We start from the raw sequence: 20,038 nt of genomic DNA, 5'->3' as shown, positions 1-20,038 counted from the left end.
TTTGGCGGGCGCTGGTCGTTCGGGATTAAGAACACCCGCGTTCGATAGATCACGCGGTATGGGTCCCGGCCCCCGTGCGCAATTGCGCACTAGGCCGGGACGACATTCGCTTGTAGCTGCAGCTCACGCCCTAACCGCCCGCGTCCATATCGCCGGCCTCGCGCTGGCCGCTGAGCCAGAGCGCGAGCAAGGTCCAGAACGCGCCTGACAGCAGGTACGCACCCGAGGCGATGACGCCGAGATTGGTCGCCAGCAACAGAGCGACCAGCGGTGCAAAGCCTGCGCCGAACAGCCAGGCCATGTCGGAGGTCAGCGCCGAGGCCGTGTAGCGATACGCCTGCTTGAAGTTCGAGGCGATCGCACCCGAGGACTGGCCGAACGAGAGGCCGAGCAGGATGAAGCCGATCACCATGTAGATGGTCTCGCCGAACGCGCCGGCATCGAGCAGCTGCGGGGCAAAGCCGCTGTAGATCGCGATCGCGATCGCCGATCCCATCAGCAGCGACTTGCGGCCGACGCGATCGGCGATGACGCCGGAGAGCACGATCGCGCCGACGCCGAACACGGCGGCGACGATCTCGATGATCAGGAAGCGCACCGGGCTTTCGCGGGTGAACAGGAACACCCAGGACAGCGGAAACACCGTGACCATGTGGAACAGCGCGAAGCTCGCCAGCGGCGCAAACGCACCGAGCATGATGTTCTGGCCTTCGCGCGCCACGGTCTCGGAGATGCGCGAGGGTTGCAATTCGCGGGTCTCGAACAGCGAGGCATATTCTTCCGTCGTCACCATGCGCAGGCGCGCGAACAGCGCCACGACGTTGATGGCGAAGGCGACGAAGAACGGATAGCGCCAGCCCCAATCGAAGAAATCGTCGGCCGACAGATTCCCGGCGAAATAGGCGAACAGCCCGCTCGCCACGATCAGACCAAGCGGCGCACCAAGCTGCGGCACCATCGCGTACCAGCCGCGCTTTGAAGGCGGCGCGTTCAGCGCCAGCAGCGAGGCCATGCCGTCCCAGGCGCCGCCCCAGGCCAGACCCTGTGCGATGCGCGCCAGCGCCAGCAGCCAGATCGCGGCAGCGCCGATCTCGTGATAGCCGGGCAGGAACGCGATCGCGACGGTGGCGGTGCCGAGCAGGAACAGCGCCGAGATCAGCTTGGCCGTCTTGCCGTACTCGCGGTCGACCGTCATGAAAATGACGGTGCCGATCGGCCGCGCCATGAAGGCCAGCGCGAAGATCATGAAGGAATAGAGGGTGCCGGTCAGTTCGCTCGTGAACGGGAAGACCAGGCGCGGGAACACGATCACCGAGGCGATCGCGAAAACGAAGAAGTCGAAGAATTCCGAGGTGCGGCCGATGATGACGCCGATGGCGATCTCGCCGGGACTGGCCTGGTCGTGGCCGTGCTCGCCCGAGTGGTCTGCCATTGCGGGGGTCTGTGCCATCGCCATTCGCGCGCCCTTAACGTTCTGAAACCAAAGCCGACTGCCCGGCGAGGCGCCAGGCAATCGAATCCTGTCTGGCGCAACATCCCGCACTGCAACATTGGACAAATTGTCCAATGTTGGGATTGCTGCGCCGCAGCTACCCCTTGGCCCCGCAAAAGAAACTCATTCTCATAAGGCTCGGCCCGTGTCCCGTTTCAAGATCCTGGCGATGCTACCCTTGGCGGTTATGCTAAGTGGCTGCAACTACGTCGTGCTGGCGCCGGCCGGCGATATCGCGGCGCAGCAGCGCGACCTTGTCATCATCTCCACCGTCCTGATGCTCCTGATTGTCGTCCCCGTGATGGCCCTGACGGTGCTGTTCGCCTGGCGCTACCGGCAGTCCAACACCGACGCCCGCTACGAGCCGGAATGGGACCACTCGACCAGCCTCGAGCTGGTGATCTGGTCGGCGCCGCTTCTGATCATTGTTTGCCTTGGCGCGCTGACCTGGATGGGCACGCACCTGCTCGACCCCTATCGCACGCTCGGCCGCATCCATGCCGACCGCGCAGTCGACCAGTCCAAGGCCCCGCTCGAGGTCGACGTCGTCGCGCTCGACTGGAAGTGGCTCTTTATCTATCCGGATTACGGCATCGCCACCGTCAACGATCTGGCAGCTCCCGTCGATCGTCCGATCAACTTCCGCATCACCGCGTCCTCGGTGATGAACTCGTTCTACATCCCCGCGCTGGCCGGCCAGATCTACGCAATGCCGGGCATGGAGACCAAGCTCCACGCCGTCGTGAACCACGCCGGCAGCTATCGGGGCTTTTCGGCGAACTACAGCGGGGCCGGCTTCTCCGGCATGCACTTCAACTTCCAGGGTCTCGACGACAAGGGCTTTGACGCCTGGATCGCCAGCGCCAAGTCCGGCGGCGGCTCGCTCGGCCGCGCCGAATATCTCCAGCTCGAAAAGCCCAGCCAGAACGAGCCGGTGCGGCGCTACGGTACCGTGGATTCCGATCTCTACCGCCTGATCCTCAACATGTGCGTCGAGACCGGCAAGATGTGCCAGAGCGAGATGATGGCGATCGACGCCAAGGGCGGCCTCGGCCATGAGGGCCTGAACAACACCCTGCCGCTGGCCTACGACAAGTACGCCCGCCGCGGCACCGCGCTTGGGCCGGAGCCGACTTTCGTCGCCGGCACCTGCACGCCCGATGCGCCGCAGGGCAGGACCACCGCTTCCATCACGGCACCTGTCGACACCGCGCCGCTGCTCGGCGCCGGCCTGAAGCGGCCGAGTTTCACGCCGCTGAAGTCCTCGTCCTTCTTCCTCGGACAACGTCCGAAGTCAGATTCGTAAAGAGATCCCGCATGTCTCCTGATCTTCTCAAGCTCATCTTCGGCCGGCTCACCTTCGAATCGCTGCCGCTGCACGAGCCGATCGTCGTCGGCACGTTTGCCGTGGTGGCGACCGGCGGCCTCATCATGCTCGCCGGCCTGACCTATTTCCGCGTCTGGGGTTATCTCTGGAGCGAGTGGTTCACCAGCGTCGACCACAAGCGCATCGGCATCATGTACATGATCCTCGGCATCGTGATGCTGCTGCGCGGCTTCGCCGACGCGCTGATGATGCGGTTGCAGCAGGCGCTCGCCTTCGGCGGCTCGGAGGGCTATCTCAACGCCCATCACTACGACCAGGTCTTCACCGCCCACGGCGTGATCATGATCTTCTTCGTGGCGATGCCGCTGGTCACCGGCCTGATGAACTTCGTCGTGCCGCTCCAGATCGGCGCGCGCGACGTGTCGTTCCCGTTCCTGAACAATTTCAGCTTCTGGATGACGGTCGGCGGCGCGGTGCTGGTGATGGCCTCGCTGTTCATCGGCGAATTCGCCCGCACCGGCTGGCTCGCTTATCCGCCGCTGTCGAACATCGGCTACAGTCCGGATGTCGGCGTCGACTATTACATATGGGGGCTACAGGTCGCGGGCGTCGGAACGACACTGTCCGGCATCAACCTGATCTGCACCATCGTCAAGCTGCGGTGCCCCGGCATGACCATGATGCGGATGCCGGTGTTCACCTGGACCGCGCTCTGCACCAACGTGCTGATCGTCGCTTCCTTCCCGGTTCTGACCGTCGTGCTCGCGCTGCTCTCGCTCGATCGCTACGTCGGCACCAACTTCTTCACGAACGATTTCGGCGGCAGCCCGATGATGTACGTGAACCTGATCTGGATCTGGGGTCATCCCGAGGTCTACATCCTGGTTCTCCCCGCCTTCGGCATCTTCTCGGAAGTGACCTCGACCTTCTCGGGCAAGCGGCTGTTCGGCTACACCTCGATGGTCTACGCCACGGTGGTCATCACCATCCTGTCGTACCTGGTCTGGCTGCACCACTTCTTCACGATGGGGTCGGGCGCCAGCGTCAACTCCTTCTTCGGCATCACCACGATGATCATCTCGATCCCGACGGGCGCGAAGATGTTCAACTGGCTATTCACGATGTATCGCGGCCGCATCCGCTTCGAGCTGCCGATGATGTGGACGATCGCGTTCATGCTGACCTTCGTGCTCGGCGGCATGACCGGCGTGCTGCTCGCGGTGCCGCCGGCCGACTTCGTCCTGCACAACAGCCTGTTCCTGATCGCGCACTTCCACAACGTAATCATCGGCGGCGTCGTGTTCGGCGCGTTCGCCGGTATCGGCTACTGGTTCCCGAAGGCGTTCGGCTTCAAGCTCGACCCGTTCTGGGGCAAGCTGTCGTTCTGGTTCTGGGTCACGGGCTTCTACCTCGCTTTCATGCCGCTCTATGTGCTCGGACTGATGGGCGTGACCCGCCGGCTCCGTGTGTTCGACGACCCGAGCCTGCAGATCTGGTTCATCGTCGCCGGCATTGGCGCCTTCCTGGTCTTCCTTGGCATCCTCTCGATGCTGATGCAGTTCGCCGTCAGCTTCCTCAGGCGCGAGCAGCTCAAGGACGTCACCGGCGATCCCTGGGACGCGCGCACGCTGGAATGGGCGACCTCCTCGCCGCCGCCGGCCTACAACTTCGCCTTCACCCCCGTCGCTCACGACAACGACGCGTGGTGGGACATGAAGAAGCGCGGTTATCAGCGCCCGCTCACCGGGTTCAAGCCGATCCACATGCCGAGCAGCACCGGCACCGGCATCATCCTCGCCGGCTTCGCCACCGCGATGGGATTCGGCCTGATCTGGTACATCTGGTGGCTGGCGGCCGCGAGCTTCATCGCGATGCTCGCCGTCGGCATCGGTCACACCTTCAACTATCACCGCGATTTCGATATTCCGGCCGAGGACGTCATCCGGGCCGAAGACGCGCGCACCAAGCTGCTCGCCGGAGCCAAGTAAATGACTGTCGCTGTCAATCCCACGCAAACCGGCGAGCCGGTCTTCTACCTCGCCGACGAACACCCGCATCCGGAAGGCTACAGCACCTCGCTCGGCTTCTGGATCTATCTGATGAGCGACTGTCTCATCTTCGCGATCCTGTTCGCCACTTTCGGCGTGCTCGGCGGCAAATACGCCGCCGGCCCGGCGCCGAAGGATCTGTTCGAGCTGCCGCTGGTCGCGGTCAACACCTCGATGCTACTGCTGTCGTCGATCACGTATGGTTTTGCCATGCTGACGATGCAGCAGAACAAGATCGCGCAGACCCAGATCTGGCTGGCGATCACCGGCCTGTTCGGAGCCGCATTCATCGGCATCGAGCTGTCCGAGTTCGCCCACATGATCCATGAGGGCGCGACGCCGCAGCGTAGTGCTTTCCTGTCCGCCTTCTTCACCCTGGTCGGCACCCATGGCCTGCACGTCAGCTGTGGCCTGATCTGGCTGGTGACCCTGATGGTGCAGGTCTGGAAGTTCGGCCTGATCGACGCCAATCGCCGCCGCCTGATGTGCCTGTCGATGTTCTGGCACTTCCTGGACGTGGTCTGGATCGGCGTCTTCACCTTCGTCTATCTCCTGGGAGTTCTGCGATGAACACCGATACTCACGCCGCCCACGCGGACGATCATCATCACGGCGACAGCCACGCCAATGCCCACGGCTCGTTCTCGACCTATATGCTCGGCTTCGTGCTCTCGGTCGTGCTCACCGCGATCCCGTTCTGGCTGGTGATGAGCGGCGCGCTTCCGAGCAAGCAGATCACCGCGCTGGTGATCATGGCCTTCGCGGTCGTGCAGATCGTCGTGCACATGATCTACTTCCTGCACATGAACACGACGTCAGAGAACGGCTGGAGCATGATGGCGCTGATCTTCACCATCGTCATGGTGGTGATCGCCCTGTCGGGTTCGCTGTGGGTGATGAACCACCTCAACAGCAACATGATGCCGATCCACCAGATGACCGGGATGAAATGAACGAGACCCGGACCGTGACGAGCGAGGCAAACGGGACGCGCAGCAACGCAGCGCGCCCGCCCTTGTGGCTCACGATCCTCTCGCTCACGGCCATTGCACTTCTGATCGCGCTCGGCGTCTGGCAGATCGAGCGCCGCGCCTGGAAGCTGGCGCTGATCGATCGCGTCGAGCAGCGCGTTCATGCCCCGGCCCAGCCGATCCCCTCCCCGGCGGCATGGCCGACCGTCTCCGCCGCAAACGACGAATACAGACACGTCAGCGTCTCCGGCCGGTTCCTGCATGACCGCGAGACCCTGGCTCAGGCCGTCACCGAAGAAGGCCCGGGCTATTGGGTGCTGACACCGCTCAGGCGCGACGACGGCACGCTGGTCCTGGTCAACCGCGGCTTCGTGCCGTCCGACCGGCGCGATGCGTCGACGCGCTGGGACGGCAACCCGCAAGGCCAGGTCGAGATCACCGGCCTGTTGCGCGTGACGGAGCCAAAAGGCGGATTCCTCAGAAACAACGTGCCGGAGCACAATCGCTGGTACTCGCGGGATGTCGCAGCGATTGCGACGGCACGCGGCCTCGACCACGTCGCGCCCTTTTTCATCGATGCCGACGCTCGATCACAATCCGGCAGCGGCCCAATCGGCGGATTGACCGTGATCAGCTTTCCCAATAACCACCTGATCTACGCGCTGACGTGGTTTGCTCTGGCGTTCATGCTGGCCGGCAGACTTTTCGTCACATTCGGCGGCGGGCTGTTCCGCCGCAAGGAGCCCTGGAGCGGCTTCGCCCACGAAGCGGCCGGCGGCCTCGATGCTGTCGCCCGCAGGACGGGATCAGATGCTGGAACGATCGGCGAGCCCACCTGACAACGGAAGAACGCACAGCGCCGTCACGCTGCAATCGCAGGCGGACGCGCGCAGCGAGCTGATCGGCACAGCGCCAACCGACGACGAGACCAACCGCAAGAACATGGCGCTGCTGATCCAGCTGCGCTGGACCGCAGTGGTCGGCCAGATCGTGACCATCGGCGGCGTGCATGTGTGGCTCGGCATTCCCCTGCCCCTCACCCGCATGGGCGCGGTAATCGGCGCCCTGATATTTCTCAACATCTCCAGCCTGGTCTGGGTGCGCCATCGCGCCGCGATCACCAACAATGAGTTGCTGGTCGCCCTGATGCTGGACGTCGCCGCGCTGACCGCGCAGCTTTACCTCAGCGGCGGCGCCACCAATCCCTTCACCTCGCTGTTCCTGCTCCAGGTGACGCTGGGCGCGGTGCTGCTCGATGGCCGCTCGACCTGGTCGCTGGTCGCCTTGACCTGCGCGAGCTTCGTCTGGCTGACCGTCGCCTACCGACCGCTCGATCTGCCGCCGAACCCGCTGAGCGAGACCTACACCCTCACGGTTGCCGGCATGCTGCTGGGCTTCGTGCTCAACGCCGTGCTGCTGGTGGTGTTCGTCACCCGCATCAACAGGAATTTGCGCGAGCGCGACGCGCATCTGGCGGCGCTGCGCCAGCATGCCGCCGAGCAGGATCATATCGTGCGCATGGGCCTGCTCGCCTCCGGCGCGGCTCACGAGCTCGGCACGCCGCTCGCCTCGCTCTCGGTCATCCTCGGCGACTGGCGCCGCATGCCCGACCTCGCCGCCGATCAGGAGCTGGCCGAGGACCTCGAGGAGATGGAGACCTCGCTGCAACGCTGCAAGTCGATCGTGACAGGCATTCTGGTGTCGGCGGGCGAAGCCCGCGGCGAGGGATCGTCGCCGACGACGGTGGCGGCTTTCGTCACCGCGCTCGTGGAAGAGTGGCGCGACGCGCGCTCGGCGCGCACGTTGTATTTCGTCAACACTTTCGGCGAAGACGTCGCAATCGTCTCGGACGTCGCGCTGAAGCAGGTGATCTTCAACGTGCTCGACAACGCCTACGAGGTCTCGCGCGACTGGGTCGAGCTCGTTGCCGGGCGCGAGGGCGATCATCTCGTGCTGTCGATCAGCGATCGCGGCCCCGGCTTTGCGCCGGAGATGCTGGCACAGCTCGGAAAGCCCTATCAATCGAGCAAGGGCCGCGCCGGCGGCGGGCTCGGCCTGTTCCTGGTGGTGAACGTGGTGCGCAAGTTAGGGGGCAGCGTGACCGCCGAGAACCACAGGAAGCGCGGCGCTACGGTCCGCCTCACGCTGCCGCTCGCAACGCTCGCGATCGGAGGCAGCTTTGACGCCTGATCGTTCGCTCGTCGTCGTCGAGGACGATGCCGGCTTCGCCCGCACCCTGAAGCGTTCGTTCGAGCGCCGCGACTACGAGGTCGTGCTCGCCGCCTCGATCGAGGATGTGCGGAAAGTCCTGGAGGAGCGATCGTTTGGCTATGCCGTCGTCGACCTCAAGCTCGGCGGCGCCTCGGGACTGGCCTGCGTGGAGCTCTTGCACACGCACGATCCGGAGATGCTGATCGTGGTGCTGACGGGCTTTGCCAGCATCTCCACCGCCGTCGAGGCCATCAAGCTCGGCGCATGCCACTATCTGGCAAAGCCGTCGAACACCGACGACATCGAGGCCGCCTTCAACAAGGCCGCAGGCAATGCCGAGGTCGCGCTCGACGCCCGGCCGACATCGATTAAGACGCTGGAGTGGGAACGCATCCACCAGACCCTGATCGAAACCGATTTCAACATCTCGGAAGCCGCAAGGCGGCTCGGGATGCATCGGCGGACGCTGGCGCGGAAGCTCGAGAAGCGGCCGGTGAAGTGAGGAGGAGCGGATCGAAGCCGCTCCTCCTCTCCACTGGTTAGGCTTGCTTGCCATATCGCGCGATGACGTCGGCCAGGGCGGTGTGGCCTGCGCAGGATCCTGTTCCCGGATCATTGCTGCCGCTCTCCACGGCGGTGGCGTAGATGACCCCGGGATCGGCCTCGAGTTGTTGGCGCAGCGCGGCCAGCTTTGGCCAGCGGCTCCTGTCCGCGACAGCGTGGAAGTCGAGCCAGCGCGCCACACCTGCCAGCAAGGCGTCCGCGAGGGTCGGCCGGTCGGCGAGCAGGAACCTTGCCGGCTCGATCATGCCTTCGAGCTTGTCGTGACGTTCGATCACCTTTCTCCTTCCGAACTCCCGCAAGGCCGAACGCATGGCGTCGTCCATCGCCACGCCTTCCATTGCGACCCAAAGCGGCGCGAAGGCGCCGGTAAAGCCGGTATTCACGAACGCCATCAGCTGGTGCATGCGATCGGCTTGCGGCGACAACGGATCAAAGCTGATGCGCCGTTCGGTATCCCTGGCTTCGAGCCAAGCCGCGATCGCCATGGTTTCCGTCAGCACATCGCCCTGGTCCGTTATAAGTGCAGGCGTCTCGTGTCGCGGATTGATCCTGGCGTATGACGGGCTCAGCATCTCGCCCAGCATGTCGACGCGACACAGGCGATATGGCCTGCCAAACCATTCAAGAGCTGCAACGAGTCCCATGGAGCTTCCCATCGGGAAGCCGTAAAGTAGGATTGGATCCATCGATCTATTCTCCGTGATTTCTGATGATCACGCTGCGCAGCGGTCCCGAACCCTAGTCGCTCGCTCCATCAAGTAAATTGCGAACATTTTTGTAACCTGGAGCCCGCCGATGAAAGATCTCGTTTCGAGATGTCCCATCGAGGAAGTGATGCAGATCCTGAGCGGCCGGTGGCCTACGCTTCTGATCTACTATTTGAAACAGGGCACCAAACGGTTCAGCGACTTGCGTCGGGACAATCCGACCATCTCGCACAGGATGCTCGCCCTCGAGCTTCGCAAGCTGGAGGACGCCGGTATCGTGACTCGCACGGAATTCGACGGATACCCGTTGAGGGTCGAGTACGATCTGACCGCCGCCGGCCACACCTTGGTGCCGTTGATCGATGCGTTGGGCGCCTGGTGGTCGACGGTTGCGACTGACGCGCGCGGAGACGACCGCGAGACCGGGCGCGGCGCTTCGGGAAGCGCATCGCGGGTTTGATCCTGCTCAGGACCGCATAGGCTCAAAGCAATTCCGCCCGCTGACGTCCCCGAACCGGGGCGGTCAGCGTCTCCAAAACAAAAAGCCCGGCCGTAAGACCGGGCTTTGATCTGTTGCGTTCGACGCGCGAGACGCTTACGCGGCCTCGTCGGCGACCGTGGCGCCGCCCTCGGTCTCGTCGCTATCGCCCTCGGCGTCCGCATCGGCCTCGCCTTCGGCGGCTTCGGACTTGGCGCCAGTGCGGCGCGGGCTCTTGGCGAGCTGGGCCTCGATCTCCTTGACCGCTTCGGTCTCGGTCGAGTGCTGCACCACCGCGATCTCGCGGGAGAGACGGTCGAGCGCTGCTTCATAGAGCTGGCGTTCGCTGTAGGACTGCTCGGGCTGCGACTCGGAGCGATAGAGGTCGCGCACGACTTCCGCGATAGCGACGATGTCGCCCGAATTGATCTTCGCTTCGTATTCCTGGGCGCGGCGCGACCACATGGTGCGCTTGACGCGGGCACGGCCCTTGAGGGTCTCGAGCGCACGCTTCACCAGCGCGGGGTCGGAGAGCTTGCGCATGCCGACATTGGCGACCTTGGCGGTCGGCACGCGCAGCGTCATCTTGTCCTTGATGAAGTTGATGACGAACAGCTCGAGCTTCGCGCCGGCGATCTCCTGCTCCTCGATGGCCAGAATCTGGCCGACGCCGTGAGCGGGATAGACGACGAATTCGTTGGCCTTGAAGCCCTGACGCTGGGTCACAACCTTCTTTTCCTCGACCTTCGGCGCAACAGCCGCGGGCTTCACGGCCGGCTTGGCGGCAGCAACAGGGGCCTTGGCAGGAGCAGCAGCAACAGGAGCCTTTGCGGCGGGCTTGGCAGCGGGAGCCTTGGCAACAGCGGGCTTGGCGGCGGGCTTGGCGGCAACAGGCTTGGCAACGGTCGCTTTCGCGGCCGGCTTGGCAGTCTTGTTAGGCATTGCGCTTCTTTTGTTCTTCGAGGACTTTGCAGCCGGCGCCTTCGTCGCGGTCCGACCCTTGGATGCGCTACGGCTGGCCGCGGCGACTTTCTTGGCGTCCTTATGGGAAGCCTTCGCTGAAGTACTCTTTTTACGCGTTTTCTGTGACACAGCCTGCGCGCGGAAACTGCCACGCCCCTGTTCGACATTTGGTTTCACGGGAACCCAACGGGGCCGACGGGGCTAACCAGGGTTCGGCTCAATGTGCCCAATATAGCACATTTCCCGCAAAAATCAATGATTTAGGGGTGTTAAGGCCTAGTTTTCGGCGGTAAGGCCGCTAATAGGGTTAAGTTTGACCCGAATTAGTCGCCGGAGCCGGGGTTCGGCGAGAAATACTTGTCGAACTTGCCCTCCATGCCGTCGAAATCCTTGGCGTCGTCGGGTGATTCTTTCTTCTGGGTGATGTTCGGCCAGCTCTTGGCGTAGTCGGCGTTGACCGTGAGCCACTTTTCCAGGCCCGGTTCCGTGTCCGGCTTGATGGCATCGGCGGGGCATTCCGGCTCGCACACGCCGCAGTCGATGCACTCGTCAGGATGGATGACGAGCATGTTCTCGCCCTCATAGAAACAGTCGACCGGGCAGACCTCGACGCAGTCGGTGTACTTGCACTTGATGCACGCTTCAGTGACGACGTAAGTCATCCAACGCTCCGAAAAGCTCTTTTAAAAGTCGCGGCTTGCGTAGCGCGGATGGCCCGGCGCCGCAAGCTCAGGAACGGCCGATCATGACGGCTTTATGCGCTTGATCGACCAAGAAATGAATTCAAAGCGCAATTAATTGCGCTGAGAACTTGGCGGGCCTTCACCGAGCTCTTCGTAGAGCACACGGGCCGAGGCGGCGTCGCCGCGGCGCTCGTTGAAGGCGATGACTTTCAAGACGCGCACGGTGCGATCGAGCGCGATGGTGAGCACGTCGCCGATCTTGATCGCATGCCCCGGCGATTTCTCGCGTGCACCGTTGACGCGAACATGGCCGGACTCGACAAGCGCGGCCGCGGAGGTGCGCGCCTTCACCACCCGCGCGTGCCACAGCCATTTGTCGATGCGCTGCCGCTCGGTCGTGGGCTCACTCCTTACGCCCGGACAGCTGCTCCTTCAGCGCAGCGAGCTTCGCGAACGGCGAGTTCGGATCGACCGGACGATCGCGCTCGCGCGGGGTGGCGCTCGATGCGTAGGGACGCAGCGACGGTCCGCCCTGGCGGTCGCGGCCCTTGTCGCGGTCGCGGCCACGGTTATCGCGGCCCTTGTCGCGATCGCCGCCGAACTTGCCCTTGTTGCGGTCCTTGTTGTCGCGGTCCTTGTTGCCGCCATTTTTGCCCTCGAAGCGGCGGTTCTTGTCGTCGCGGCCCTCGGGACGCGGCGCAGCTTCGGCGCTACCTTCTCGCGGCTTGCGGAAGTCCCTGCCACCATCTCGACGATGACCGCCGCCATGGCGATGGCGCTCACCGCGCTTCTCGCCGTCGGCGGCAGGCTGGGCTTCGCCTTCGGCAGGCGCAGCGCCGGCTTCAGCGCCCGCCTGTGGACGCGGCTGGTGATGACGCTGGTTGCGATGGCGCTCGTGGCGCGGCTTGCGATCATCGTGACGGCCCGCGGGACGCCAGACCTCGATGAGCTCGGGCTCGGCGGGCGCGGCCGCGGCTTCCACCGGCGCTGCCGCATCGGCCGACGCAGCGGCTTCAGTTGCAGCGGTCTCTGCAGGCGCGGTTTCGGCAGGTGCGGTTTCGACAGCTTCAGCGGGGGCAACAGGCTCTTCCGCAGGTGGCGCGATGCCGGGAGCGTCTTCCGGCGTGACGGAAGCTTCGAGCGCCGGCTCGTCATGCGCGGGCTCGTCGTGCTGCTCCATCCCGGGCGCGTCTTCGACGGTCACAGGCTCGGCAGCGGCTTCGATCGCGGCATCCGCAGGGGTTGCGGCGTCCTCGACCGGCGTTTCGGTTGCGGGCGTCTCTTCGCTGGAGGCTTCAGCAACAGGCGCCTCAGCAATAGGCGTCTCGACAACAGCCGCGGCGGGCTTCGCCGGCAGCGGCGGGCGCTTGTCCATGCGATAGCCGAGCGCACGCAGCACGGAGGCAAAGTCTTCGCCGGCGGAGCCGGTGAGCGAGGTCATCGCCTGCGTCACCACAAAGCTGCGGCCGTCGAATGCCCCGGCGGGCTTTTCGCCAGACGCGTTCTCGCGCCAGGCCAGCGCCGGACGGATCAGATCGGCCAGGCGCTCGAGGATATCGACGCGCACGGCGCGCTCGCCGGCCTGCTTGTAGCCGAGCACGCGATAGGCATCGCGCGGCAGCTGCTTGTCGACCGGGAACGAGGTGCGGCCCGAGCTCGCCAGATGCTGCGCGCCCGACAGCGCGGAGGGATCGACATTGTCCTGCTTCAGCGCCCAGAGCAGCGCGGCCAGCGCACGCCCGGCCGGCTTGAGCAGGCCGGGGAAATAGAGGTGATAGGCGCCGAAGCGGACGCCGTATTTGCGCAAGGTCGCGCGCGAGGGCTGGTCGAGATCCTTCAGCTCGTTGGCGATCTTCGGGCGCTCCAGCACGCCGAGCGCCTCGACGAGCTGATAGGCGATGCCGCGGGCGATGCCGGTGACGTCCTCGGCCTTGCTGAGCTCGAACAGCGGCCCGAGCAGCTTTTCGATATGCGTCTTGAGCCAGAGCTCAAGCCGCGCCTGCACCTTGTCGCGGGGGGCGCCCGTGAGGCGTTCGTCGGAGATGATGCGGATGCGCGGATGCAGCGCTTCCTCTGCGGCAGACAGCCGCGCCACGGCGTCGCCGGTCCAGCGGATGATGCCTTCCGAGGTCAGCACGAACTGCTCGTCCGGTGCGTTGCCCAGTTTTTCGGCGCGCGCGTTGATCTCGCCGGCGAGCACGGCCTGCGCTGCAGCCTGCAACGCTTTCGCATCGGAGCCGGCTTCCGCCGCATCCGGTGCAAAGGTGAAGCCATCGAGGCGGCCGATGACATGGCCTTCGACGATGACTTCGCCGGTCTTGCCGATTTCCGTATTCAAGCTCGTGTTCTCCCGCAGGCGGCGCATCAATACACTGGTCCGGCGATCAACGAAACGCTCAGTCAAGCGTTCATGGAGCGCATCCGATAATTTATTTTCGACCTCGCGGGCGATCCCCTGCCAGCGTTCGGGGTCTTTCAGCCAGTCGGGGCGATTGGCGACGAAGGTCCAGGTGCGAATCTGCGCGATCCGGGCCGACAGCGTGTCGATATCGCCGTCAACGCGGTCGGCCTGGTCGATCTGGGTCCTGAACCAGGCGTCGGGGATGCATCCCTTCCGCATCAGGAAGCCGTACAGCGTCGTCACCAGCTCGGCATGGGCGGCCGGCGACAGCTTTCGATAATCCGGGACCTGGCAGGCCTCCCACAGCCGTTCCACGGCGTCCTTGCCATGCGCGACATCGCGCACCTCGGCGTCGCGGGCGGCGTGGTCGAGCACGCGCATGTCCTCGGCAATCGGCGCGCGCGTCAGCGCCTCGTGGCCGGGGGCCAGGTTCAGCGAGACCTGGAGCGCGCCGAGGGAAGCAAAATCCAGCTTCGAATTGCGCCATTGCAAAACCTTCACGGGATCGAAGGTGTGGTTCTGCAGCGCATTGACGAGCTCGGGCTCGAACGGGCCGCAGCGGCCGGTGGTGCCGAAGGTGCCGTTGCGGGTGGCGCGGCCGGCGCGGCCGGCGATCTGAGCGAATTCGGACGGCGTCAGGCGGCGGAACTGGTAGCCGTCGTACTTGCGGTCGGAGGCAAAGGCGACGTGGTCGACGTCGAGATTGAGGCCCATGCCGACGGCGTCGGTGGCGACGAGGTAATCGACCTCGCCGTTCTGGAACATCGCGACCTGCGCGTTGCGGGTGCGCGGCGACAGCGAACCCAGCACCACGGCGGCGCCGCCATGCTGGCGGCGGATCAGCTCGGCGATGGCGTAGACCTCGTCGGCCGAGAAGGCGACGATGGCGGTGCGGCGCGGCTGCCGCGTGATCTTGCGATCACCCGCGAATTCCAGCTGCGACAGGCGCGGCCGCGTGATCATGGAGACGCCCGGCAGCAGCCGCTCGATGATCGGGCGCATGGTCGCAGCGCCGAGCAGCAGCGTCTCGTCGCGGCCGCGGCGATTGAGGATGCGATCGGTGAAGACGTGGCCGCGTTCCAGATCGGATGCGATCTGCACCTCGTCGACGGCAAGGAACGAGACGTCGAGATCCCGCGGCATCGCCTCGACGGTCGAGACCCAATAGCGCGGCGCTTTCGGCTTGATCTTCTCCTCGCCGGTCACGAGCGCGACGGCGTCGGGGCCGACCCTTGCTGCGATCTTGTTGTAGACCTCGCGCGCGAGCAGGCGCAGCGGCAGCCCGATCATGCCGGAGGGATGCGCGAGCATCCGCTCGATGGCGAGATGGGTCTTGCCGGTGTTGGTGGGACCAAGCACCGCAGTGACGCCGGCGCCGGGAAGCCGCTCGGAAGCGAAGGGGGAGGAGGAAAAAGGCATCTGGGGGATTAGGTAATGGCGATTGGGGCGAATGTCAGTGCTGTTTTGGGGCGGTGGCGCGAAGGGCTCGCCTCACACACTGCTGTCCTCGCCCGGCTCGACCGGGCGATCCAGTATTCCAGAGGCGGCGCAGATCAAACCGAGAGGGCGCGGCGTACTGGATGCCCCGGTCAAGCCGGGGCATGACGGCGGAGAATGCGGCGCCTCTCCCTGAACCCAGCGCAACTGTCTCACTTTGCGACGCTTTTCCCGTTGGCTTTAAGCTTCGGAACGAGTTGAGAACGAATCGCGGCCGAATCGCTGACTCCCCCTTGAGTCCTGTTCCGTTCACGCAAGATGTCGCGGGAGGCTTGTGGGTTCGCACTAGATGGAGTTTTGCTCCGCCGCACAAGCGACGTTTCGATGGCGGATTCGTTAAAGCTGGGGACGGCGCGGAGTCGAATCAGAATCGGGGAGGAGTCAAATGGATTCCCGGTTCTCGACCCCCTCCAAACAAAATGCGCGAAAACAACCCCATGCACAGTAGGCATGTTCTTGAAATCATTGATGTTTATTTTCACCAAAAGGGAGGTCCGTAGCCCGCATGGAGCGGAGCGCAATGCGGGGGCCGAAGCAAAGAACCCCGGATTACGCTGCGCTCCATCCGGGCTACGGCAGCGGGGCTACGGCACCCAGCCCTACTGCGTCTTCGCGACCTTGGGCGGCTGGGCGCTGGTGATGAAGCTGGTTGCTTCCAGCATGGCCGGCCCGAGCGGGGTCGGCACTTTCAGCCAGAACGGGACCAGGATGCGCGTGCCGGCGATCGGTGCGAACGCGACCTCGATGTTGCGCTGGGCGGCGAGATATTTGATCACCGGACGGTCGGGGATGTAGCCGGCGATGGGCACGAAATAGAGCGAGCAGACCACGACCTGGCCGTGATAGCCCTTCTCCGCCTTCACGTTCTCCATGCGCTTGAAATCGAGCTTGAGCTCGTAGCGCATGCGGCCGTCGAACACGGCGGCGCTGCCGTGGCAGGCGTCCGCCGACAGCACGTCGCCGGTGCCGGATACGCGCACCAGCGAGGCCGTCATCGGGTCCCAGACGCCGCGGCGATGCGCGTCGGTGACGACGATGCGGTCGGGATCGACCGGCGGCTCCGGCAGGATGGCAAAATCCTTCACATTGCCCTTGTCGAGCGTGATGCGGATCTCTTCGGTCTTCTTCGAGGTGGTGGTGGAGGCCTGATAGCCGGTCGCGACCAGCGCGCCGTTGACCACGCGGCCCTGCGAGGCGCCGGTGCCGGACCCGCCCGCGAAGGATTTCAGCAGCCCCGAGGTGCCGCCGGAGGCCGCGGCCGCGAACACATCGTCCTGGATGTCGATGTTCCAGGCGCCCTTGCCGACGGGAATGCCCGCCAGCGTCGCCTCATATTGCGCCTCGAGCTTGCCCTGCGCCGCCGCGGGCTCCGCCGCCCACGCCAACACCAGCCCGCCAAGGGCCGCCATGACCCAGCGGCCGGCAGAGCGAGGATGGCTTACGCGCGGATTCCTCGCGCGCCGCTCCGCTGAGCGCAGCTCTTTTGGGCGCAGGCTCGGCGCAAGATGAGGCGTTGTGAGCACGAAACAATCCAATCGGGGCGCGAACGGTTGTTACTTAAGCCAAATACCGCGCCAAGCAATGCGTCCGGGCCTGTCGGCGTCCGGAACTCCACCGGACTTTTCGGGCGCGAATACGCCCTTTATGTGATGGTAAGGCGCGATAATCATTGCCGTTTTGGTGATCGGGGGTGGGACTGAAAGCGCACCTCACCCCGCCACCTCCACCGCCGTCATGCCCCGGCTTGACCGGGGCATCCAGTACGCCGCGGCCCCTCTGGTCAGCCGCACCGGCGCGGAGTACTGGATCGCCCGGTCCCGGCTCCGCCAAGGCTACGCCGAGGCCCACACGGGTGCTCGGCCCGCCGAAGCTTCAGCGAAGGCGGCGAGCCGGGCGATGACAGCTACCTTGGAGCACGAAACCCGCCCCAAAACCTTGACGTCCCGCCGCTTCCCCCCTATACGTCCGCCCGCTCCCTGCAAGGACAGAGAATTTGCCCGTGGCGCCCCGAATGGCGGCCGCACATCGTTGGGAAAGATTGAGGATTTTGCCATGTCTCGCCGCTGCGAATTGACGGCCAAGGGCCCCCAGGTCGGCCACACGGTCAGCCACTCCAACATCAAGACCAAGCGCCGCTTCCTGCCGAACCTGGTCAACGTGACCTTCATCAGCGAAGCGCTGGGCCGCAACGTGCGCCTGCGCGTCTCCACCAACGCGATCAAGAGCGTCGACCACAATGGCGGCCTCGATCCCTTCCTGCTCAAGGCCAAGGCCGCCGTGCTGTCGCCCCGCGCCCTCGAGCTGAAGCGCGCCATCCAGAAGAAGGTCGGCCCGACCCCGGCGCCGGAGAAGAAGGCGAGCTAAGAATTTTCGAATCGGGCGAGGGCTTGCGTCGCGAGGCGTAGGCTTAGCTGGAAGAGTTTTGCGTGACGGCCGGATCGGAAGATCCGGCCGTTTTTGTTGATAACACCGCGCTTCCTCCTACAATCAAACGGTGCATCCCGTTTGGAAGGCATCGAGGCAACGCCATGACGGCATGGGAGCGGGAAAATGAACCAAAAGAAACTTTTTCTTGTCGACGGAGCTTCGGACAATCTCCTGTCGAACCTCGACAGCCGCGACATTGCACTTTGGCTGATCGACCTGCCGAAGGAATGCCCCCAACTCGAAACTTTGATATCATTCCTAGGCTTGCCTTGGCGGCTAGTCTTATCCGAGGTTTCTGACAAGCGGTTGATCTCAGCGCTCGATCAAGGATCGCGCTCCGGCGACGATATGGCTAGACGAAGGGGCTTCGTGCAGATCGTCGATAGCGATCCGTCGCGCATCACTTTTCCCCAGCGCTGTTTGCCCATCTACTTGCTCAATGGACGTGAGGGAAGCTCCACCTCGGAATTTGAAAATAGGCTGAGAAGAATGACGATGGTGGAGGACCTCCGCCGCTCGGGAGTTCGCCAAGTTCTTGTAGTTGCAGGCAACGACTATTCGACAATGACAAGGCAGGCCAACAGGCAGTAAGAGCTGCGACTGCTTTGGACACAAGTATTGTGGAGTTTCGTGACGTCTTCCGGCTTCATCCACACATGCCAACGAGCGGCAATCTCGATCCCAAGACTCTCCAAAAGGCCTTTGAACGGGAAAACCTGGCCTACAAAGGGTTGAATTGGGAACTAGAGGATCTACTGCCAAACCACTTTTTTGATCTCTTAGTTCAGGACCATCCGAGCGCAGTGATCCGAGCAGACAAAGTGGCCGACAAGGTTCATTGGGAGCTCACGCGAGATGGAAAAGCCCTACTCCGAAAAATGATACGGCAGTTTGGAACACACGCTGACCTCAGCGCGACAATTGCAGTCTTGAAGGCTTTCCATTTCTACTGCTCTATCGCTAAGCGGCAGTAGGCCCGAACAAACTATATTGTGTTTAGACCAATCCAACTCACCGATCTCATTTCTCCAAAATGAAGTTCCTTCATATTCGTCCAGACAGCCACGCGACGGAACCGACGGCCCGGCTCCGCCATACTTCTAGCCCACGCCGTTCCCCTACCCCCGAAAATCAATGCTCCGCAGCACGATCCCCGGCGGCGTGCCTTCGAACTCCGTCGCCTGATATTTGCGTCCGGTGCAGGCTTCGATGCGTTCGCGCAGGCGCGTGAACTGCTCTTCGCGCTCGCTGGGCCGGGCGCGCGGGCCGCGCTCGAGGTCGTCCATGGCGGAGGTCGAGATCGCGCAGGCGATCTCCTTCGCGCCGTCCTGCATCGAGAACTGGACGATGCCGCGGTCCTGGTCGTGGGCGATGAAGCGGCTGCTGGTGAGCGTCATGGGGTACTCCTTTTGCGTCCGCGTCGTGCCGGACTTGCGCAATTGCGCACTGGGGGCGGCGCCGGTCAGCGTTATCGAAGCAGGCTGTGGCACGAGGGTGCACAAAAACTGACTTCGGTGGTTATGGGTCCCGGCTCCGTGCGCAATTGCGCACTCGGCCAGGACGACGCCGGTGTTTGCGCGCGTTGCCTCGCCTTCAGCCGTCGCCGTTGAGCCTTGCGAAATCGTCGAACAGGGCGGCCACCAGCGCGCGGTGGCGGGTGTCCTCGGTGGGCAGGCTCGCGGCATAGAGGTTGAGCAGATGGCGGGCCTTCACGGCGGCCTCCGGCCAGGACGTGGCAGGCACCGACATCATGCGGTTTTCAAGCTCGGCCTCGCGCTCGCGCAGCTCCCTGACCTGGGCCTCGACATCGGCCAGCGCGCGGCGCAGATCGGTTGCCTTCTGGGCGGCCATGCCGCGGTGGCTGTCGAGATCGACCGGGATGTCAGTCATGTCAGGCACTCGCGTCGATACGTTGGGCATCCGCCAGGTCGACCGAGCCGATCGACAGCATCTCCGTCGCACCGCGCACGCCTTCGGAGGGCACCGTGATCATGGTGGCGACGCGGCGATAGGATGCGAAGGACAGGCCCTCGATCATCTCCTCGTCGGTGACGACCTCATAGGCGCCGGCCGGCAACTGGCGCTCGAGGCCGCGGATGTGGAATGGATGCTTGAAGGTGATGGTTTCTCGCCGCGAGCGGATGGTCATGCGCGCCTGCCTTTCGCAAAGAAGGGGCCCCAACCGACACCAGCTGGTCACGACCATGCGCTTGTTACCCGGCAATAGCCAGCATTATGTCAGCGTGGGCCGGGACTTACGGCGCAAGCG

Annotated in this window: 20 protein-coding genes; 10 read left to right on the top strand and 10 right to left on the bottom strand. The window is 64.2% G+C overall.

All coding sequences use genetic code 11. The annotated features are described in order from the left end of the window. Window positions 1-130: 130 nt before the first annotated feature. Window positions 131-1,456 (bottom strand): MFS transporter, encoded by a 1,326-nt coding sequence (locus tag IVA93_RS01970; RefSeq protein WP_007604615.1) that lies wholly within the window; start codon window positions 1,454-1,456, stop codon window positions 131-133. Between the two features lie 181 nt (window positions 1,457-1,637). On the opposite strand from IVA93_RS01970, the gene cyoA reads away from it, so the two are divergent. Genes cyoA through IVA93_RS01935 form a run of 7 tightly spaced genes read left to right on the top strand, consistent with a single transcriptional unit; the run spans window position 1,638 to window position 8,551 of the window. Further along, entirely contained in the window at window positions 1,638-2,798 is a 1,161-nt protein-coding gene (cyoA, locus tag IVA93_RS01965; protein WP_026232429.1) for a ubiquinol oxidase subunit II, read from the top strand. An 11-nt stretch (window positions 2,799-2,809) separates the two neighbouring features. After that, window positions 2,810-4,807 (top strand): cytochrome o ubiquinol oxidase subunit I, encoded by a 1,998-nt coding sequence (cyoB, locus tag IVA93_RS01960; RefSeq protein WP_018452957.1) that lies wholly within the window; start codon window positions 2,810-2,812, stop codon window positions 4,805-4,807. Next, on the top strand, window positions 4,808-5,437 hold the full coding sequence (gene cyoC, locus IVA93_RS01955; RefSeq protein WP_018452956.1) for a cytochrome o ubiquinol oxidase subunit III: 630 nt from the start codon (window positions 4,808-4,810) through the stop codon (window positions 5,435-5,437). It abuts the gene before it with no gap. Beyond that, the gene (cyoD, locus tag IVA93_RS01950) at window positions 5,434-5,820 is read left to right on the top strand and encodes a cytochrome o ubiquinol oxidase subunit IV (protein ID WP_018452955.1); all 387 of its coding nucleotides are present in this window, start codon (window positions 5,434-5,436) and stop codon (window positions 5,818-5,820) included. The genes cyoC and cyoD overlap by 4 nt, the downstream gene beginning before the upstream one ends. Then, window positions 5,817-6,677: an SURF1 family protein gene (locus tag IVA93_RS01945; RefSeq protein WP_018452954.1), complete on the top strand. Its 861-nt coding sequence runs from the start codon at window positions 5,817-5,819 to the stop codon at window positions 6,675-6,677. Before cyoD ends, IVA93_RS01945 begins: the two co-directional genes overlap by 4 nt. Beyond that, the gene (locus IVA93_RS01940) at window positions 6,649-8,028 is read left to right on the top strand and encodes an ATP-binding protein (RefSeq protein WP_018452953.1); all 1,380 of its coding nucleotides are present in this window, start codon (window positions 6,649-6,651) and stop codon (window positions 8,026-8,028) included. Before IVA93_RS01945 ends, IVA93_RS01940 begins: the two co-directional genes overlap by 29 nt. After that, a complete protein-coding gene (locus tag IVA93_RS01935; RefSeq protein ID WP_018452952.1) occupies window positions 8,018-8,551 on the top strand; it encodes a response regulator transcription factor in 534 nt (177 codons plus the stop codon). Before IVA93_RS01940 ends, IVA93_RS01935 begins: the two co-directional genes overlap by 11 nt. 37 nt (window positions 8,552-8,588) lie before the next feature. Here IVA93_RS01935 and IVA93_RS01930 read toward each other — a convergent pair whose 3' ends face one another. Further along, a complete protein-coding gene (locus IVA93_RS01930) occupies window positions 8,589-9,299 on the bottom strand; it encodes a glutathione S-transferase family protein (RefSeq protein WP_026232428.1) in 711 nt (236 codons plus the stop codon). Window positions 9,300-9,408: 109 nt separating this feature from the next. Here IVA93_RS01930 and IVA93_RS01925 point away from each other — a divergent pair, with 109 nt between their 5' ends. After that, window positions 9,409-9,780: a winged helix-turn-helix transcriptional regulator gene (locus tag IVA93_RS01925; RefSeq protein ID WP_018452950.1), complete on the top strand. Its 372-nt coding sequence runs from the start codon at window positions 9,409-9,411 to the stop codon at window positions 9,778-9,780. 135 nt (window positions 9,781-9,915) lie between these two features. Here the strand turns inward: IVA93_RS01925 and IVA93_RS01920 are convergent, their stop codons facing one another. The 5 genes from IVA93_RS01920 to IVA93_RS01900 form a co-directional block, all read right to left on the bottom strand. Next, window positions 9,916-10,740: a CarD family transcriptional regulator gene (locus IVA93_RS01920; protein ID WP_018452949.1), complete on the bottom strand. Its 825-nt coding sequence runs from the start codon at window positions 10,738-10,740 to the stop codon at window positions 9,916-9,918. 344 nt (window positions 10,741-11,084) lie between these two features. Further along, window positions 11,085-11,423 (bottom strand): ferredoxin FdxA, encoded by a 339-nt coding sequence (gene fdxA, locus IVA93_RS01915; RefSeq protein ID WP_018452948.1) that lies wholly within the window; start codon window positions 11,421-11,423, stop codon window positions 11,085-11,087. A 132-nt stretch (window positions 11,424-11,555) separates the two neighbouring features. Continuing rightward, window positions 11,556-11,825, bottom strand: coding sequence for an RNA-binding S4 domain-containing protein (locus IVA93_RS01910; protein WP_083926310.1), 270 nt, complete (start codon window positions 11,823-11,825; stop codon window positions 11,556-11,558). Window positions 11,826-11,847: 22 nt separating this feature from the next. Then, a complete protein-coding gene (locus IVA93_RS01905) occupies window positions 11,848-15,264 on the bottom strand; it encodes a helicase-related protein (protein ID WP_018452946.1) in 3,417 nt (1,138 codons plus the stop codon). Window positions 15,265-15,941: 677 nt separating this feature from the next. Further along, window positions 15,942-16,751, bottom strand: coding sequence for a DUF3108 domain-containing protein (locus IVA93_RS01900; protein WP_085384094.1), 810 nt, complete (start codon window positions 16,749-16,751; stop codon window positions 15,942-15,944). A 643-nt stretch (window positions 16,752-17,394) separates the two neighbouring features. On the opposite strand from IVA93_RS01900, the gene rpmB reads away from it, so the two are divergent. Further along, window positions 17,395-17,706, top strand: a complete 312-nt coding sequence (rpmB, locus tag IVA93_RS01895) for a 50S ribosomal protein L28 (protein WP_026232426.1) — start codon at window positions 17,395-17,397, stop codon at window positions 17,704-17,706. Between the two features lie 186 nt (window positions 17,707-17,892). Next, on the top strand, window positions 17,893-18,360 hold the full coding sequence (locus IVA93_RS01890) for a hypothetical protein (protein ID WP_018452943.1): 468 nt from the start codon (window positions 17,893-17,895) through the stop codon (window positions 18,358-18,360). A 527-nt stretch (window positions 18,361-18,887) separates the two neighbouring features. Here IVA93_RS01890 and IVA93_RS01885 read toward each other — a convergent pair. The 3 genes from IVA93_RS01885 to IVA93_RS01875 form a co-directional block, all read right to left on the bottom strand. Beyond that, entirely contained in the window at window positions 18,888-19,166 is a 279-nt protein-coding gene (locus IVA93_RS01885) for a DUF1488 family protein (protein ID WP_018452941.1), read from the bottom strand. A 196-nt stretch (window positions 19,167-19,362) separates the two neighbouring features. Next, entirely contained in the window at window positions 19,363-19,659 is a 297-nt protein-coding gene (locus IVA93_RS01880) for a hypothetical protein (RefSeq protein WP_018452940.1), read from the bottom strand. Between the two features lies 1 nt (window position 19,660). After that, window positions 19,661-19,918 carry a hypothetical protein gene (locus IVA93_RS01875; protein ID WP_018452939.1) on the bottom strand — a complete coding sequence of 86 codons (258 nt, stop codon included), beginning with the start codon at window positions 19,916-19,918 and terminating at the stop codon, window positions 19,661-19,663. Between the last annotated feature and the right edge of the window lie 120 nt (window positions 19,919-20,038).

This window comes from Bradyrhizobium sp. 155, from assembly GCF_023101105.1.
In the GTDB taxonomy this organism is placed as follows: Bacteria; Pseudomonadota; Alphaproteobacteria; order Rhizobiales; family Xanthobacteraceae; genus Bradyrhizobium; species Bradyrhizobium canariense_D.
Note: the sequence above shows the minus strand (reverse complement) of the source record. Positions and strands in the feature narration are given on the sequence as shown.